The organism is Panacibacter microcysteis, assembly GCF_015831355.1.
Classification (GTDB): domain Bacteria; phylum Bacteroidota; class Bacteroidia; order Chitinophagales; family Chitinophagaceae; genus Panacibacter; species Panacibacter microcysteis.
On record NZ_JADWYR010000002.1, the window covers coordinates 514,078 to 531,224 of the forward strand.

General features: G+C 45.0%; 16 protein-coding genes. 12 read left to right on the top strand and 4 right to left on the bottom strand.

Translation table 11 applies throughout. The annotated features are described in order from the left end of the window. Window positions 1–38: 38 nt before the first annotated feature. Window positions 39–1,070 carry an LLM class flavin-dependent oxidoreductase gene (locus I5907_RS14100; RefSeq protein ID WP_196991455.1) on the bottom strand — a complete coding sequence of 344 codons (1,032 nt, stop codon included), beginning with the start codon at window positions 1,068–1,070 and terminating at the stop codon, window positions 39–41. Between the two features lie 137 nt (window positions 1,071–1,207). Here I5907_RS14100 and I5907_RS14105 point away from each other — a divergent pair, with 137 nt between their 5' ends. Beyond that, entirely contained in the window at window positions 1,208–2,017 is an 810-nt protein-coding gene (locus I5907_RS14105; protein WP_196991456.1) for a glycoside hydrolase family 16 protein, read from the top strand. 278 nt (window positions 2,018–2,295) lie between these two features. Continuing rightward, on the top strand, window positions 2,296–2,526 hold the full coding sequence (locus tag I5907_RS14110; RefSeq protein ID WP_196991457.1) for an acyl carrier protein: 231 nt from the start codon (window positions 2,296–2,298) through the stop codon (window positions 2,524–2,526). A 98-nt stretch (window positions 2,527–2,624) separates the two neighbouring features. On the opposite strand, the gene I5907_RS14115 is transcribed toward I5907_RS14110, so the two are convergent. Continuing rightward, entirely contained in the window at window positions 2,625–3,056 is a 432-nt protein-coding gene (locus I5907_RS14115) for a lipocalin family protein (protein WP_196991458.1), read from the bottom strand. Between the two features lie 235 nt (window positions 3,057–3,291). Between I5907_RS14115 and I5907_RS14120 the strand changes: the two genes are divergently transcribed. The 5 genes from I5907_RS14120 to I5907_RS14140 all read left to right on the top strand — a co-directional run bounded on the left by I5907_RS14120 (window position 3,292) and on the right by I5907_RS14140 (window position 11,916). Then, on the top strand, window positions 3,292–4,113 hold the full coding sequence (locus tag I5907_RS14120; RefSeq protein WP_196991459.1) for a hypothetical protein: 822 nt from the start codon (window positions 3,292–3,294) through the stop codon (window positions 4,111–4,113). Window positions 4,114–4,611: 498 nt separating this feature from the next. Next, entirely contained in the window at window positions 4,612–8,067 is a 3,456-nt protein-coding gene (locus I5907_RS14125) for a transglutaminase family protein (protein ID WP_196991460.1), read from the top strand. A 269-nt stretch (window positions 8,068–8,336) separates the two neighbouring features. Further along, the gene (locus tag I5907_RS14130) at window positions 8,337–9,125 is read left to right on the top strand and encodes a class I SAM-dependent methyltransferase (protein WP_196991461.1); all 789 of its coding nucleotides are present in this window, start codon (window positions 8,337–8,339) and stop codon (window positions 9,123–9,125) included. Between the two features lie 123 nt (window positions 9,126–9,248). After that, complete coding sequence (locus I5907_RS14135; RefSeq protein ID WP_196991462.1) at window positions 9,249–9,713, top strand: glycosyl-4,4'-diaponeurosporenoate acyltransferase CrtO family protein; 465 nt, start codon at window positions 9,249–9,251, stop codon at window positions 9,711–9,713. 229 nt (window positions 9,714–9,942) lie between these two features. Beyond that, a complete protein-coding gene (locus I5907_RS14140) occupies window positions 9,943–11,916 on the top strand; it encodes an FAD-dependent oxidoreductase (protein WP_196991463.1) in 1,974 nt (657 codons plus the stop codon). Window positions 11,917–11,993: 77 nt separating this feature from the next. Here I5907_RS14140 and I5907_RS14145 read toward each other — a convergent pair whose 3' ends face one another. Beyond that, a complete protein-coding gene (locus I5907_RS14145) occupies window positions 11,994–12,188 on the bottom strand; it encodes a hypothetical protein (RefSeq protein WP_196991464.1) in 195 nt (64 codons plus the stop codon). Between the two features lie 617 nt (window positions 12,189–12,805). Here I5907_RS14145 and I5907_RS14150 point away from each other — a divergent pair. From I5907_RS14150 to I5907_RS14170, 5 genes are all read left to right on the top strand, one after another. After that, window positions 12,806–13,192 carry a VOC family protein gene (locus I5907_RS14150; protein ID WP_196991465.1) on the top strand — a complete coding sequence of 129 codons (387 nt, stop codon included), beginning with the start codon at window positions 12,806–12,808 and terminating at the stop codon, window positions 13,190–13,192. 28 nt (window positions 13,193–13,220) lie between these two features. After that, window positions 13,221–13,610 carry a VOC family protein gene (locus tag I5907_RS14155; RefSeq protein WP_196991466.1) on the top strand — a complete coding sequence of 130 codons (390 nt, stop codon included), beginning with the start codon at window positions 13,221–13,223 and terminating at the stop codon, window positions 13,608–13,610. Continuing rightward, complete coding sequence (locus I5907_RS14160; protein WP_196991467.1) at window positions 13,600–14,364, top strand: helix-turn-helix domain-containing protein; 765 nt, start codon at window positions 13,600–13,602, stop codon at window positions 14,362–14,364. Before I5907_RS14155 ends, I5907_RS14160 begins: the two co-directional genes overlap by 11 nt. 74 nt (window positions 14,365–14,438) lie before the next feature. Next, a complete protein-coding gene (locus tag I5907_RS14165; RefSeq protein ID WP_196991468.1) occupies window positions 14,439–14,828 on the top strand; it encodes a DUF1398 domain-containing protein in 390 nt (129 codons plus the stop codon). A gap of 139 nt (window positions 14,829–14,967) precedes the next feature. Next, complete coding sequence (locus I5907_RS14170; protein ID WP_196991469.1) at window positions 14,968–16,062, top strand: zinc-binding metallopeptidase family protein; 1,095 nt, start codon at window positions 14,968–14,970, stop codon at window positions 16,060–16,062. A 117-nt stretch (window positions 16,063–16,179) separates the two neighbouring features. Here the strand turns inward: I5907_RS14170 and I5907_RS14175 are convergent, their stop codons facing one another. Beyond that, window positions 16,180–17,139, bottom strand: a complete 960-nt coding sequence (locus I5907_RS14175; protein ID WP_196991470.1) for an App1 family protein phosphatidate phosphatase — start codon at window positions 17,137–17,139, stop codon at window positions 16,180–16,182. Window positions 17,140–17,147 lie beyond the last annotated feature (8 nt).

Here is a 17,147-nt window from a genome sequence, read left to right on the forward strand (position 1 = left end):
ACGATGCTGATGCTTAGGTAAAAGCCCGTACCATCAGCCTACGCCAGTGCTTTCTTTACGGCCGGTGCCACAACAGTGCCAAACAGCTCTATTGCATGCATCATTTGTTTATGCGGTAATGTGCCCACACTAAACTGCACCATGAACCTCGTGTTGCCAAACAGTTCATGCTCGTATAAAATTTTGTCGGTTACCTGTTGCGGGCTTCCTACCAGCAATGCACCAACCGGGGAGCGCATGTATTCAAACTGGTCTCTTGTAGTGGGCGGCCAGCCACGTTCTTTGCCAATGCGGCTCATTACCTGTGCATATACGGGAAAGAACTCATCGGCAGCCTGTTTGGAATCGTCGGCAATGTAAGCATGCGAGTTAATGCATAACTGCAGTTGTGCTGCATCATGCCCGGCTTTTGCATATTCTTCTTTATAATAATTTACATGCGGTACAAATTGTTCGGGCTTGCCGCCTATAATGGCAATGGTTAAAGGCAAACCAAGTTTTGCAGCACGGTATACAGAGGCGGGGGTACCACCAATAGCGATCCATATGGGCAGCTTATCGTGGTATGGCCGCGGGTATATGCCAAGGTTATCAATAGGCGCCCGGTGCTTGCCTTTCCAGGTTACTTTTTCACTGTTATTAATGGCAACCAGCAGTTTTAGTTTTTCTTCAAAAAGCGTGTTGTAATCATCCAGGTCATAACCAAACAACGGGAACGATTCTATAAAAGAACCACGGCCGGCCATGATCTCGGCCCTGCCGCCGGAAATAAGATCTAACGTGGCAAACTGCTGGAACACCCGTACAGGATCATCTGAACTAAGCACACTTACCGCGCTGGAAAGCCGGATATTTTTGGTAACAGTTGCCGCCGCCGCCAGTACTGTAGCAGGTGACGATACAAGATAATCCGGGCGGTGATGTTCCCCGATTGCAAACACATCAAGACCAAGTTGATCGGCCAGTTTTACTTCTTCTAAAAGATTTTGGAAGCGTTCGTAAGGCGTAATCGTGCTGCCCGTTGCAGGGTCTGGTGTTAATTCAACAAAAGTACTGATACCAAGTTCCATAGCTGATGATCGATTTATTGGGGAATACTAAAACCTTGTCTGTATGCAAATGTAAGAAGACCTTATGCTACCTCCTGCAATGTATGAAATGGTTGAAGAAAAAAGTTATCTTGCCGTATTCAAAAAGCCCCTTAGTTATGAAGCCAACCATTATCGTGCATGCATGTTTGCTGCTTTGCATTTCCTTTATCAGTAGTTCGTGTAACAACAATGCCGCAGAAAATACTGCCGGTACAGATGCTGCCCCGCAAATGAACGGTTACCAGCTTGTGTGGGCAGATGAGTTTGACGGTAACAGCATAGATACAACGAGCTGGAATTTTGAAAAAGGCGGGCACGGCTGGGGCAACCATGAGCAGGAATACTACCATGCTGCCAATGCATCGGTAAGCAACGGGAATCTTGTTATTACAGGTAAAAAAGAAAACATAGACAGCAGTCATTATACTTCTGCACGTATGACCACCAAAGGAAAGCAGGAGTTTTTATATGGTAAGATCGAAGCACGCATCAAAATACCGGTGGCACAGGGTTTCTGGCCGGCATTCTGGATGCTCGGTTCAAACATCGACAGTGTGGGCTGGCCTGTATCAGGCGAAATTGATATCATGGAACACATCAATACCGACAGCCTGTTGTTTGGCACACCACACTGGGATAGTGCCGGCCATGTTATGCATGGCGATACACTTGCCTATACGCCTTCTGAGTATCATGTGTATGCTATTGAATGGGACAGTACAGCCATACGCTGGTACCTCGATGGAAAGCAGTACCATGAACTGAATATTACCAACAATGCAGGCCACACAGAAGCCTTTCATAAACCGTTTTATATACTCTTAAACTTTGCATTGGGTGGCGATTGGCCGGGCCAGCAAATTGATGATACAAAATTGCCTGCTAAGATGTATATCGATTACGTAAGGGTGTATAAAAAAGCATAACAAAAAGAAGAAGAAATAATGGTACGGGCAGTAGTTTTTTATGGCATCACCTGTTGCGTCGCAATCCGTTCATCTGTGGTTTTTCATGGCAGCATGGTCCTACCGGCATACTATGTTACAACCTGGTAAAAATGCGTACCTGCAACACATGTAAATTGACAGGTACAAAAGCGCTGCCTGGCAACATTTCTTTAACAGCAACAACTTGTTAAAACAAACCGGCGGCAAATCAAAACCGGTTCTTATTGCGTTATGTACAGTTACAAAATAACTGTACTATGCGTAATGAGTATAAGAAACTAAAATCGATTTTACGTAAAAGTCTCAGTCTGCAACCATCCGGGAAAGATCTTAATCAAAATCTTGCAGAACAACTTTGCGATTGGGAAGTAGATTACCTGCTTGCCAAGGTGGAAAATGAGTTTAATGTAGAGCTGCCTGTTGTGGCGGCACCAAATCACATCAGTGTAAACCAGCTTTTACGCCACATCAGCAAAGCCCGCAATTAGCGGGCTTTGTTTGTATAATGTAATGGTAGCAGACCAGTGACTGAAATAAAAAAAGGTTCATACAATTGTACGAACCTTTACTGTGTATAGTCTACGGGTTATTGTTTTTCAAGCGTTGTTGTGGCCACCACAGAAGGTTCAGATTCCGGGTTGCCTGTCAGTACAAGCGTTTTGCCATCATAGCTTTGCACCTTCGCACTTTCAAACTGGCTGGTGAAGATAATGCTGTCATTTCTTACATCCCATGTACCATTATCTGCTGAAGAAGGCACGCATACCTCTCCGTCATCTACATAGTTTAAAGTTTTATCCGTGTTAAGCAACACATAATTGTCCTTCTCACACGCAGGAAAAGAATCGTACAGGTTAAAGCTTATACCGGCAACAGTATAAACGAGACCTTTTACCACGTACTTACCGGAAATATTCTGTACCGTAATGGCGGTACTGGTGTTGCTGTCGTCTTTTGAGCAGGCTGCAACAGCCATAATAAAAGAGAGCGCAGGTAAAGCAAACTTTAAAATTTTCATGATCATTCGGTTTTGAAAAATAGATTACTTATAAAAGTAAGACTTATAAAAAGGCATTAACGAAAACGCAGCGCCAATAATTGTTCACCCCTTATATAAGCATTCCCCCCGGAACTGCAATTATATAAGATATTTTTTGCAGGTATGTTACATGTTGTTTGTTGCCGGTAACAAATATTCACTTACCGGTAAGCAATAAAAAACAATAAAAACAAAAAACATAAAACACACGACCATGCAATACACATCATTTAAAACGCTCAGCTATTCTGCTGCTTTCTCTCTTGTTGTACTACTGTTTTCATCCTGCAAAAAAGAAGCCGCAGATCCTTATGCAGGCACACAGGAAACAGAAACCGCTGCAATTGCTGATAATGCAGTAAATGCCGGTCAATCAGTATTCCTCGTAATAGATGAAGAAAGTATCGATAATGGCAATCCTCCTAACAATTTTACATCTGCACAGGTCAATGACAATATAGCCGGCATTGGCCAAAGACAAACACTGGCATACTTTCAAAACAATGTGGGTAAAACCATTACCCTGTACACCGGGGAAGTAGGCGATGAAGGATGGCACGCCCTGAAAACAATTCCTACTTCATGGATCAATGCCGGCCCCACAAACAACGGCCTGCAAAATTATATACAGGCTGGTCCCGGTCTGGGATCAGGAGAAGGCCCGGAAGTATTGCTTGATAAAATTCCCAATGTTACGCCTTTGCGTGCCAGGGGTTTAAAAATGCTGGTAGGCCAAACAATTCTGGCAGTTGTATATGATGGTGATGTAAGTATTAACTACGACCCGCTCAATGGAAACCTGCAGGGTGCAAACCTTGGCATGGTTGCGCTGGAAGTGTTAAGCGTTACCAAACGTACCGATGGTTCAAGTGGTTCATTGCCTAAGGTATCTGTAAGAATCAAAGATGTTGATGCAGCTAAAGCCTCACAGTTAATGCTTTTCAGCAATGCACCAAAACCAAAATCATCTTCTGAACCTTTTGACATAAACCCACCGGCTACAATTGCAGCCATTAAACTGGTAACTGCACGCTAAAAATTTACCGGCTAAGGCTTACGAATATTTTACACTTTGCATACAGCCTTTACCAGGTTTAAAAAAGCCATCCGATAAGATGGCTTTTTTGCATTGCAAAAACCATATAAAAGATGGTGGTACAATGGCAGACTAAACAATGCGCAGGGTAGTATTGCCGCCTGCAAAACAGTTGTATGTCTTATGTGGTGATAGCAGTTTCCTGTCGCCATAAAAACGGAACGCTGAAGTGAGTGACACAACCGGCGATGCCATGAAAAACTACTGCTGAAACAACAACAGATAAAGCATTCAGTGCAACAAAAAACAGCAACTGAAAAAAACAATAGCTTCACTTCTGTTCGCGGCACACTTTTTAACTGCAAAACGAAAGAGCCAACATACCTGCTTAAAAAGTAATGCAGTCATGGCCATTTAAAAAACTGCCGGTAAGTTCATATAATACTTTATTTTTATAGCATACGATTGTTTGCCTCACAAAACAACAACACCGTTTTTATGGCAATACGCGTAGCTATTAAACACAAAACAACGTACCATTACGACAGGCCCGTTACGCTGTCTCCGCATATCTTTCGTTTAAGACCTGCAGTACATTCACGTACACCCATCGAAGCATACTCGTTTAAACTTACGCCCAAAGATCATTTCATACACTGGCAGCAGGACCCTTTTGGTAATTACCAGGCCCGCGTGGTATTTCCTGAAAAAACTACTGCGCTTACGATTGACGTGGAAGTGATCGCCAGGATGGAAGTGATCAACCCGTTCGACTTTTTTGTAGAAGAGTATGCAGAAAAATTTCCTTTTCGTTACAGCAGCCAGTTGCAGAAGGAACTGGTGCCATACCTGGAAAAAGAAACGCCGGGTACTTTGTTGCAAGCCTGGTTAGGCGGTGTTGATACCACCGAAAAGGGAATTGTTGACTTTCTTGTATACATTAACCAGCGTATCAACAAAGACATTGCCTATACTATTCGCATGGAGCCGGGTGTGCAAACACCGGAAGACACACTCTCGAAAGCGTTAGGCTCGTGCAGGGACAGTGCGTGGCTGCTGGTGCAGGTGTTGAGGCATCTTGGCCTGGCTGCCAGGTTTGTATCAGGCTACCTGGTACAGCTAACAGCAGATGTAAAGTCGCTCGACGGCCCTTCCGGCCCCGCAGCAGATTTTACTGACCTGCACGCATGGACTGAAGTATACATACCAGGAGCAGGCTGGGTGGGTCTCGACCCCACATCAGGACTTTTTGCTGGAGAGGGCCATATACCGCTGGCATGCACACCTCATTACACCAGCGCTGCACCGGTAGTTGGTGCCACGGATAAAGCCACCGTAACATTTGAATTTGATAACAGTGTTACCCGTATCCATGAAGATCCACGCGTAACGAAACCATATACCGAAGCGCAGTGGGCCGCCATAGAGGCACTCGGTTACAGCATTGATGCAGACCTTGACGCAGGTGATGTGCGCATGACGATGGGAGGGGAGCCAACCTTTGTTTCCATTGATGACATGGAGTCTGAACAATGGAACACCACAGCAGATGGTAAGGATAAACGCGTGTTATCCCATGAACTCATTTTCCGGTTGCGCGACAAATTTGGTGAGAATGGCATGATCCATTATGGACAGGGAAAATGGTACCCCGGCGAGCCGCTGCCCCGCTGGCAATATGGCCTGTACTGGCGCAAAGATGGCTATCCCATCTGGCGCAATATTGAGCTCATTGCACAGGAACAGGCTGGTAAGCGTTACACACATGAAGAAGCAGGGATTTTTATTACAGAGCTGGCAAAGCACCTTGCCATCAGCTCAGACAATATAAGCGCAGCTTATGAAGACAGCTTTTTCTTTTTATGGAGCGAAGGCAAAATACCTGTAAACATCGATCCTTTAAAAGCCGGTCTCAAAGACAGTATTGAACGAAGAACCCTTGCGCAGTTGCTCGACAAAGGCCTGGATGCACCGGCAGGGTATGTATTACCATTGCAGTGGAACTATTGGAACAATACCTGGCTCAGTTGCAAGTGGGTGCTCAACAGGGAGCAACTCTTCCTGCTACCGGGCAACTCGCCCATAGGTCTCCGCTTACCACTCGATTCGTTACCCGTTGTTTCTAAAGCTGCCACCCCGCAGGAGGTGGAAAGAAGTTTGTTTGATGAATTACCTGCGCTGGAATCGTATCATGAAATGATACCACAACGCTACGGAATGGTTTATGATTTTGTGCCGGAGCCCAAAAAGCAATACTTCGCCGCAAACAATAATGAAGAACAAAATAAACCCCCGGAAGCATCTCCTGTACGTCAGCCGGGCACCGCAGACAAGGAAGAAAACATCACGTTTGAGGTGCAGACCATTAAAACCGCTTTGTGCGTAGAGGCCAGGGATGGTATCATCTATATCTTTCTGCCACCCATGCAGTACCTTGAGCATTACCTCGATGCTGTTGCTTCCATTGAGGCTACAGCTGCAAAACTATCCATGCCGGTGCGTATAGAAGGGTATGAGCCGCCACGCGATTACCGTATGGAGCGTTTGGTAGTATCGCCAGACCCCGGTGTTATAGAAGTAAACATCCACCCGGCAAAAAACTGGGCTGAATTGCTCATCAATACCAATACGTTATATGAGCAGGCATACCTGTCAAGGCTGGGCACCGAAAAATTTATGCTCGATGGCAGGCATACCGGTACGGGCGGTGGCAACCACATCACCATTGGCGGCGCCACGCCATCAGACAGCCCTTTGCTGCGCAGGCCTGATCTGTTGCGCAGCCTTGTTACTTACTGGCAGCACCATCCCGGCTTATCTTACCTCTTCTCCGGTTCATTCATCGGCCCTACCAGCCAGGCGCCACGTATAGATGAAGGCCGCGATGAAAAATTGTATGAAATGGAAATAGCCTTTTCACAGGTGCCCGATCCAGGCGAAGGTTTCGTGCCCTTCTGGCTGGTAGACAGGATTTTTCGCCACCTGCTTACAGACATTACCGGCAACACACACCGCTCAGAGTTTTGCATAGACAAATTGTATTCGCCCGATTCATCTTCCGGCAGGCTTGGTATTCTTGAATTCCGGGCATTCGATATGCCACCGCACAAACAAATGAGTTTGCTGCAAATGCTCCTGCTGCGTGCACTCGTGGCAAAATTCTGGAAGCAGCCCTACAAGCATGGCCTGGTACGCTGGGGTACACAGTTACACGATAAATTTATGCTGCCTTATTATGTGCGGCAGGATATAGCACAGGTGGTAGAAGACCTCAACAATGCAGGCTACCCGTTCGATATAAACTGGTTCGATGCCTACTTCGAATTTCGTTTCCCGCACTACGGCACCACCCGGCTGCAGGGCATTGAAATGGAGATACGCATGGGTATTGAACCCTGGCATGTACTGGGCGAAGAAATGAGCAGCAGCGGCACTGCAAGGTTTGTAGATTCCTCCCTGGAAAGAATACAGGTTACCCTCCGCAACTTTACGGCAGAGCGTTATGTATTGCTGTGCAATGGTTGCCGTGTGCCACTGAAAGAAACCGTTACCAGCGGCGTATATGTCTGCGGCATCCGTTACAGGGCCTGGCAACCACCTTCTGCGCTTCACCCGACAATAGGTGTAGATACGCCACTTGTATTTGATATTGTTGATACATGGAACAGCCGCAGCATCGGAGGCTGCACTTACCACGTAGCCCATCCCGGCGGCAGAAATTACGATACCTTCCCTATCAATGCCTATGAAGCCGAAAGCCGCCGCATCAGCCGCTTTTGGGATCATGGTCACACGCAGGAAACCATACAGCCACGTGCCTGGTTTACCGATGTGCAGCACTATATAACACATGACCGCCAGCCATTTAAAACAGATGTTCCGGCCATAACCATCAACAATGACTATCCGTGTACGTTAGACCTGCGCCAGTTCCGCGCCCAAAACAAAAAGTAACAGTATGAAGTAAGCATGTGTACCCTGTGGCATCGCCTGTTGTGTCACTCACTTGTGCAGTTCGTTTTCATGGCGGCTGCAGCGATCTGTTTATGCAAACATTCTTCGTGTTCATACTGACTGTTACGTTATAGTCATGCCCGCTTTCTTCTTATAATTATTTTTTATATATATTGCCACTGATTGCGAAAAATTATAATATGTAAACTGGGTTCATCCCATTGCATGGCTGTTAAACAAAAAGGCAATTATCCCTAAATCTTAATTACATGCAGAAAAGACACCTGGACAGGCAACTTTATTTCAACGAACAAAGTATCAGCACAAAAAAATTCGTATTACCGTACATTACCAACACCAACAATCCGCAACAAAAAGCTTCCCGGCACTATCGCGTACTGGAGGTCGGATGCGGGGAAGGAGGAAACCTGCAACCATTTTTAGAATCAGGGTATGAGTGCTGGGGCGTAGAGTTGACAAAAACAAGCTATGACAATGCGCTGAAGTTTTATGCAGAACACCCGTTTAAAGAAAACATACATATCCTCAACAAAGACATTTACGATGTTACTGTATCGGAAGTAAAAGGCCCCTTCGATATCATTTTTCTGAAAGATGTTATTGAACATATACCACACCAGGAAAATTTTATGAAACATCTCAAGCAGTTCATGTCCGCAGATGGCGTTGTTTTTTTCGCATTCCCACCCTGGCGCATGCCGTTTGGCGGTCACCAGCAGGTAAGCACAAGTAAGTGGGTGAGCCATTGCCCTTACATTCATTTACTGCCGAAATGTATGTTGCGTTTATTTGGCGTATCCGGGGGTGATATTGAATTCCTGGAAGACCTCAGAAAAACGGGCATCGGTATCAGGAGATTCGATAAAATTCTAAAAGCAGAAAATTACACCGTGATCAAAAAAACGCAATGGCTTATTAACCCAAATTATGAAACCAAGTTCGGGCTAAAACCAAGGAAACTTCCCAGGGTCTTGCACATTCCTTTTCTGCAGGATTTTTATACGTCTGCAATGTATTATTTGATAAAGAAAAGCTAAGTAATGACCGGTGCCACCAGGTTAGTACTTTATAAAAGTGATTATATTGCCGCGCTTTTTTGATAAAGCAGCATAACAAGCCCGCAACCTCGTAAAGACGCACTTTAAAACAAAGAACTAACCATGGTCTACCAGTATGTGTCATTCAGTATAGCAGTTGTCTTTATTTCTTTTATTGTTGGTATGCTGGTTACGGCAGCGCTGAAAAAAACAAGTTTCTACGATACAACATTATCCAACCTCAATTTTATCAGAAGCGACAACGTGAACAAATGGGTTGGTGTTAACATGGTTAAATGGATCGTGAAAAATACACCATTTAAATTCCTGAATCAAAAGCTGCAACTGGCCGGTAAAAGCGCAGGAACAGACCTGCAGGAAGTACGTAAAGCAATGACAAGTGCAGAAACAGACCATTTGGCGGGGTTTCTTTTTGTGACGGTTTTTGTTTTTACAAAACTATATCAACAGGAATGGCTGTTTGCGCTGACAATCATGATCGCAAACATCCTGATGAACTTGCATCCCTCTTTGTTGCAACAGCAAAACAAAAGGCGTATCGACAAAATCGTAAAAAAGCGCCGGTAAAAGCGTTGGTTGTGGTGGCCGCTGCACAAATAATAAGCGTAGTGCTGAATATATTTTGAGACAATGACGTTGCGCCGCCGGGTGAATACATCGCTGCAGTCGCCATAACAACCGAGCGTACAAGTGAGTGACACAACAGTCGATGCCATAAAAAACTACAGCCGGCATCCCCAAAAAAACTGCCTTACATCATCAACAACGCTCAAAGTATTTGCTTACTTTGACAGCTATGAAATGCATCATTTTTTCTATAGTAACCGTACTTTTTGCCGCCGGCGTTTTTGCGCAATACGATGTGTGCATATATGGTGGTACATCAGCCGGCGTAATTGCCGCATACACAGCGGCCAGGCAAAACAAGAAAGTGATATTGATCGAACCCGGCAAACACCCCGGTGGCCTCAGTTCCGGCGGATTGGGTTATACCGACATTGGCAACAAATACGTGGTTACCGGCCTTGCAAGAGATTTTTACAGGCGCCTGGGCAAACACTACGGCAAGTTTGAGACATGGATCTTTGAACCGCATGTGGCAGAACAGATCTTTAACGATTACATCAGGGAAGCAAATGTGCCGGTACTATACGGGTATCGTATTACCGGTGCACTAAAACAAAACAACGCAATACAAAGCATCACGATTGAAAATGCTTTTATGCCTGCCGCTGCAACAAACAAAACGATCACCGCCAAAATGTTTATTGACTGCAGTTACGAAGGAGACCTGATGGCAAAAGCAGGCGTGCGCTACACCGTAGGCAGGGAAGACAACAAAACATACAACGAAACCTGGAACGGTATACAGTTGCTGGATAAACACCAGTTTCCTGATGGCGTAGACCCGTATAAAATTGCAGGAGACAGCACCAGCGGGCTTTTGTGGGGCATCAGTAGCAACAGCTTGTTGCCAAACGGTACAGGCAATGCGATGGTGCAAACATATAATTACCGCATATGCCTTACAAACAATGCAGCCAACAGGATTGATATTACGGCACCTGCCGGTTATGACCCTTCAAATTACGAGTTACTGCTGCGGTATATAGCCATCTTTAAACCAAAGGAACTGAATGACCGTGTGCTGAAGATTGACATAATGCCCAATAATAAAACCGATATCAACAATAACGGGCCTTTCTCTACAGATTATATTGGCATGAACCACGCTTACCCGGATGCTGATTATAAAACACGCCAGCAAATACTGAAAGACCAGTTACTGTATACACAGGGTCTGCTGTATTTTATTGGTCACGATCCGCGTATGCCTGCACACCTGCGTAATGAGATGCTGCAGTGGGGCTATCCTAAAGATGAATACACAGACAATAACAACTTTACACCGCAGGCATATGTACGCGAAAGCAGGCGCATGATTGGCGCTTATGTAATGACGCAACATAACTGTGAAGGACGGGAAGTAATAACCGATGGTGCAGGCATGGCTGCATACACCATGGACTCGCACAACTGCCAGCGGCTGGTGGTAAATGGTATGGTGAAAAATGAAGGCGATGTGCAGGTAGGCGGCTTTGGGCCATACCCGGTATCGTACCGCGCTTTGGTGCCAAAGCCTGAAGAATGTACCAACCTGCTTGTACCCGTTTGTTTAAGTGCCAGCCATATTGCATACGGTTCTATACGTATGGAGCCTGTGTTTATGGTGTTGGCACAATCCGGTGCTGCCGCGGCTTGTATGGCTATTGACAATAACACCACGGTGCAGCAGGTAGACGTAAAAAAACTGCAGGCATTACTTGCGCAAAACCCGCTTATGGATGGTAGTGTGGCCGAAATATTGGTTGATGATAATGATGCTGCGCATGTTAAAATTTCAGGAGCGCACGTGGTAAAGCAAAACGGTGGCTATGGCACCACATGGATTATGCTACCGCAGGCAGCGCAGCCGGCATCAGTTGTGTATACACCTTCGGTACAACATGCGGGTAACTACGCTATCTATGCTTATGTGCCCGTGGCCGGGCAGGCATCAACATTTTTACGTTATCAATTGAATAATGACAAAGGCACGAAGATTACCGTGCGTACGCCAACGAAAGCTGAGGGGCAGACAAGTGGTGAATGGGTTTTACTTGGCACGCATTATCTGCCCAAAGGAAATAATACGTCTGTTACACTTACTGCAAAAGGCGCCGATGGAACTGTAGCTGCAGATGCTTTGTTATTTGTGCCGGCGAAATAGTTAAGATTTTAAACCAGGTGCAAGAACAATGATACCTGTAAAGGAACAGGCCGCGTTGCTGCGGCCTGTGTACATTGCTATCCTCCTTCACCGTCTGTTATCTCACTCCCCACATTGTCTGTTGCTGCGTCATGTTCATCCGGCGTAAGCTCCTCAATCTTTTCCTGTATGTTGGCATTTGCTGCCGGGTTCGGATTTACGGCCGTGTGTGTTGCCTGCTCATCACTTACCGCGTTATTGTTGTTTACCTGTTCTTTGTTATTGTCATGCATATAAAAACGTTTAAATCGTATTGCCTTATGTTGCCGGCTTCACTGCTATGGTAACAATGATTGAGCCACAGCTATATTTATACAAAAACAGTAAGCGTTGCACCACGCCGGGCAGCGATTGTGTGAAACAGTGAGGTATTAATTGCTGCATGCATGCAACAGGTAGCGTATTATACACCCGCCTTTTAAATTTGAGAAGCAAGACATGTGTTAGTCAGCTGTAGTTCATGTGGCATCGCCTGTTGCCACGCTCGGTTCAACGTTCCGTTTTACATGGCAGCTGCAGCGTTTTGTTTTATGCTATGCAGCTTTAAAGTCGGCCAGCAATATTTGTGATACAGAATACTGAAAGTATAGTAACAGCAATGTTAAGCACCTGCTTGTGAAATGAAGGAAGGCCGCACTATGTTGCAAAGCGAACCAGCCGTACAAGTGAGTGACACAACCAAAGCCGATAGCAGCAATGCAGTTAAGTACAGCATTTTTCAATTTTGTGAGGGTTAACGGGCTGCCAGCTATTGCGCAGTTGACCTCTATATTGCCGCAATTAACCCGGGCGGTTCTTTGGCGAACAAACTAATTTTGACGATCATTTTTATACACACTAAAAGAATGTTATGCATACAAAAAAGATATGGGCAAACTTTGCAGTTGCTGACCTTGCAAGAACAACCGCTTTTTATACAGCATTGGGTTTTCGGCCAAATGGCGTATCAAAAGACTTAACCAGTTTCCTGGTGGGCGATGATGATTTTGTAATCCATTTCTTTTTAAAAGAGGTATTACAGTCAAACATCGGTGGTGAGATTGCTGACCTGGAAAAAGGCAACGAGATCATTTTTACCCTTTCTGCTAATAGTATAGCAGAAGTGCATGAATGGGCCGAAGCAGTTAGAAATGCCGGCGGGCAAATGGTTACAGAGCCGGCTGCTTTTGGCGAAGGTTATTATGGGTTTGTTTTCGCTGATCCTGACGGCCATAAATTCAATATCTTTCATATGTAAAGATGTTTAGCCCGCGCTTATTATAACAATGAAAAAGTTGAGCCCCATTTTATGGACAAAAGACCTGGATGCCACGATCTGGTTTTACGAAACTGTGTTGGGCTTTAAAGGCGTTGGTAATTTCCCGGGCTTTGTTTCCTTAACAAGGGATGAGGTAGAACTCATGTTCATCGTGCCGCAGGATGATCGTACAGCATGCGATACAGGTGACGAAACAGGCTTTTTTCGAAAACCTGTGTTAACCGGTAGTATTTTTATAACGACCGATCATGTTGATGAACTATGGGAAGCAGTCAAAGATGTGGCTGTAATAAAAACAACAATCGCAAACAGAGCCTACAAGATGCGTGACTTTTCCATCCTGGATAATAACGGTTACGAGCTTGTTTTTGGAAAAGATATCAGCAATGAGATTTGAGCAGTTTTTACCGGCAGCGCATTTAAAACCTTACATCAGGTACTACGTGGTATCAGAAAACCCGGCAGCACATACCTACAAAGTATTGCCTGCTGCCGGTATGGTCATCGGTTTTCAATACAACGGGCAGCTTGCAGTTATGGAAGATCATACACCAACATTCCTGGCTTCTGCAGGCATTACAGGTATTGCAGACCGGTACAGGATATTTGCACATGCCGGTAGCATAGGCACCATCCTGGTCTATTTTACAGTAACCGGTTTTGCCCATTTTGCAAATGCGCCTGCCAATGAATTGTTTAACCTGCAGGTATCGCTGGAAAATATTTTTCACCGGCAAAAGATCGATGATGTAAAAGAGAAACTGGCGCAGGCAAAAACAACTGTTCAGCGCATCCGGGTGGTGGAGCAGTTTTTACTGGCGGAACTAAAAGAGAAAGCGCACGATAAACTTATTATGGAAGCTGTTCGCATGATCTACGATTCAAAGGGTGCAATTAAAATCAGTCAACTACACCGCAGGCTGTACATCAGCCAGAGCCCTTTTGAAAAAAGGTTTCGAAAACTTGTAGGCACCACACCAAAAAAGTTTGCTTCTATTGTACGGTTTAATACAGTGTTGAAAGCACTCGGCAGTGCTAAATCGCTAAGCGACATCTGCTATGAAAACAATTTTTTCGACCAGGCGCATTTTATAAAAGACTTCCGCCAATTTACCGGTGATACACCTGAAGCTTTTAAACGGTTGCAGTAAATAAACGATTTTTTACAATTGCAACTGTTACGTTTGCTCCACTTTTGCGCTATTAATACAACAAAATTTTCAGCATGTTTACAGTGGAGCAAATTAAAGCGGCGCACAGCCTCGTAAAATCCGGCGAAGACTTTCCGGGTTACATTAAAACCATTAAACAATTGGGTGTTACAGCATTTGAAACATGGGTAGAAGACAGCCATACACTTTACATGGGTGCAAACAATTATCAAACACAATCAGCGCCAATGTACACAGCATTGGTTATTGCAGATGTGTATAACCAACCAGCCTTTGAAGCGGCGCTAAAGGCCCACCAGCAGGGTAAAACCGGTTATGTTGATTTTTGTAAGGACTGCGCAGTGAATGGCGTTGAAAAGTGGTTTGTATGTTTACATGCTATGACCTGCTCGTATTATAACAGGAAAGGTAATGAAGTGCTGGTTGAGAAAATACCTGCGTAATGAAATGACTGCCAGTCGTGGTTTTCATACATAAAAATCACCGGGCATTTGGATGACCTGCTGTTGTTTTGCCTGGCTATACCGGCACGATGCAGTCTTTTACGCATTTGGCAGATCATTTGCAATCAGCAGCATTATTATGAAACTCTTTAAGTGCACCAACTGCAACCAGCCCGTATATTTCGAAAATACCTTTTGCAACAACTGTAATGCGCCGCTGGGTTTTGTGGCAGAAAAGCTGCAACCCGTAGCACTTACTGTGGAAAATAATGGCCTTTTGTCTTTCACCCACAAAAGGAAAAAAATGGTTTTCAGGTATTGTAACAATCATCAACACAATGTTTGTAACTGGCTGGTGCCTGCCGATAGCCTAACAGGTTTTTGTACGGCCTGCGAGCTGAACCGCACCATTCCTGATATTACGCAGCCTCAGTTACAGGAACGCTGGCGCACCATCGAAGTAGCCAAACACCGGCTCGTATACCAGCTTTTAAGCATGAAACTACCGGTTTACAACAAACTCGTCAATGATGCTACCGGTTTGGTGTTTGATTTCAAAGCAGATGAATCAACGAATGATAACGAACGGGTAATGACCGGCCACGACAATGGTGTAATTACACTTAACATTGCCGAAGCAGACGATATAGAGCGGGAAATGGCAAGAAAACAAATGGATGAAATTTACAGAACGGTACTCGGTCATTTTCGTCACGAAATCGGCCATTATTACTGGGACAGGCTTATTGCAAATACCAGCCACCTGCAAACTTTCAGGACTTTGTTTGGAGATGATACACTCGATTACGGCGAGGCGTTGCAGCAACATTACAACGAAGGCGCTCCCGCCAACTGGAACGAACATTATATAAGCGCTTATGCAACCATGCATCCGTGGGAAGACTGGGCAGAAACATGGGCCCACTACATGCACATCATCGATACGCTTGAAACAGCTTATTCTTTTGGAATGAGTGTGCATCCGCTGGTTGCAGAATCCCGCAAACTGCATACAGAAATAAAAAAAGACCCCTATTCCATAGAAGATTTTGATACCATTATTCAAACATGGCTGCCACTCACTTTTGCCATGAACAGTCTCAATCGCAGTATGGGTTTAAAAGACATTTATCCTTTTGTCATTACACAGTCCGTAAAAGAAAAAATGAGATTCATTCACCGCGTGGTAAGGGAAAATGCTGCCGTACAAAATTCAGTGGTGCGTGAAGCATGATGAGCCGGGCTGCAGCACTGCTATTGAGCTTCCGTTGCGTCGCACTCTTGTACGGTTTAAGCATTATTGGGCAAAGCGAAGACCTCAGCGAAAGCTGTTATGAACGTTTCGCTCTATTCAAATCAGCCCGATCATCCGGGAGTGTTCAATAGCTTCAGGGCTGCCTGTATAGAAGCAGGTTTTTACACCCCGCTGTTCCATGCCGGCCAGTATCTCCTGCGTTTCCTGCACTTTTTCCTTGTGTACGTTCCTGATGTAAACGGCATACACATTTCCCGGGAAGCCTTCAGTAACTGCCGCATAGATAGATGGGTCTTTTTGGGAATTATCGCCCAGTAATACAAACTGCTGGTTGGGAAATGTTTTAATGATCCTGGCTATACGCATAAACTTCCCTTCATGTTTTGTTTTGCCGGTTTTTACCAGTTCGTGCAGCTTCTTTATGGCATTCAGTAAAAATGCGCCTTTAGGCAAACCGTTGAATGCAAAGAATTCATTCAGGTAATCATACAGGTTCCACTCGCTGCTCGATACATAGAAGAAAGGGTTGGGCACCGCATCTTGCCTGTTTGCTTTTGCAAGCAGGTTATAATGTGCTACCACATCTTCAAAAGGTTTTCGCGTGTGCGGATTTTTACTCAGCAAAACCCTCAGCCTTTTGATCACCGTGGCGGAGTGAGATACCAGGATGGTGTCGTCTATATCTGAAATGAACACATGCTGGGCAATGTGTGGAATAAATATTTTGCCCTCACCGGTAGCCAGCAGGCTGTTACCTGTGCCGGTAGCTTCTACGCTTACGGTGTGCCAGCCTGCAGGCGTTGAAGTTTCAGATTGCCATTCAAAGCGAAAGAAGCCATCTTTAGCGGTAGTCGTTTCGTACCACGTATTGTTCCATTGCAGCCGCACTTTTATACCGCCAACAGGCTTTACCACGAACAGCTTTACCAGTTGCACCATATTTTTGAGCACGCTATTTGTAAATGTTTGTTGCTGGCTTTTGCTGGCTTCAAGTACATGCCCAAAAACAATCAGGTCGTTTTCGTGTCCGTAGCCGTGATAAACTTTTATTTCCATTATCAATA

Coding starts and splice junctions, on each gene's coding strand:
- I5907_RS14100 (WP_196991455.1), bottom strand. CDS start 1,070: ATGGAACTTGGTATCAGTACTTTTGTTGAATTAACACCAGACCCTGCA.
- I5907_RS14105 (WP_196991456.1), top strand. CDS start 1,208: ATGAAGCCAACCATTATCGTGCATGCATGTTTGCTGCTTTGCATTTCC.
- I5907_RS14110 (WP_196991457.1), top strand. CDS start 2,296: ATGCGTAATGAGTATAAGAAACTAAAATCGATTTTACGTAAAAGTCTC.
- I5907_RS14115 (WP_196991458.1), bottom strand. CDS start 3,056: ATGAAAATTTTAAAGTTTGCTTTACCTGCGCTCTCTTTTATTATGGCT.
- I5907_RS14120 (WP_196991459.1), top strand. CDS start 3,292: ATGCAATACACATCATTTAAAACGCTCAGCTATTCTGCTGCTTTCTCT.
- I5907_RS14125 (WP_196991460.1), top strand. CDS start 4,612: ATGGCAATACGCGTAGCTATTAAACACAAAACAACGTACCATTACGAC.
- I5907_RS14130 (WP_196991461.1), top strand. CDS start 8,337: ATGCAGAAAAGACACCTGGACAGGCAACTTTATTTCAACGAACAAAGT.
- I5907_RS14135 (WP_196991462.1), top strand. CDS start 9,249: ATGGTCTACCAGTATGTGTCATTCAGTATAGCAGTTGTCTTTATTTCT.
- I5907_RS14140 (WP_196991463.1), top strand. CDS start 9,943: ATGAAATGCATCATTTTTTCTATAGTAACCGTACTTTTTGCCGCCGGC.
- I5907_RS14145 (WP_196991464.1), bottom strand. CDS start 12,188: ATGCATGACAATAACAAAGAACAGGTAAACAACAATAACGCGGTAAGT.
- I5907_RS14150 (WP_196991465.1), top strand. CDS start 12,806: ATGCATACAAAAAAGATATGGGCAAACTTTGCAGTTGCTGACCTTGCA.
- I5907_RS14155 (WP_196991466.1), top strand. CDS start 13,221: ATGAAAAAGTTGAGCCCCATTTTATGGACAAAAGACCTGGATGCCACG.
- I5907_RS14160 (WP_196991467.1), top strand. CDS start 13,600: ATGAGATTTGAGCAGTTTTTACCGGCAGCGCATTTAAAACCTTACATC.
- I5907_RS14165 (WP_196991468.1), top strand. CDS start 14,439: ATGTTTACAGTGGAGCAAATTAAAGCGGCGCACAGCCTCGTAAAATCC.
- I5907_RS14170 (WP_196991469.1), top strand. CDS start 14,968: ATGAAACTCTTTAAGTGCACCAACTGCAACCAGCCCGTATATTTCGAA.
- I5907_RS14175 (WP_196991470.1), bottom strand. CDS start 17,139: ATGGAAATAAAAGTTTATCACGGCTACGGACACGAAAACGACCTGATT.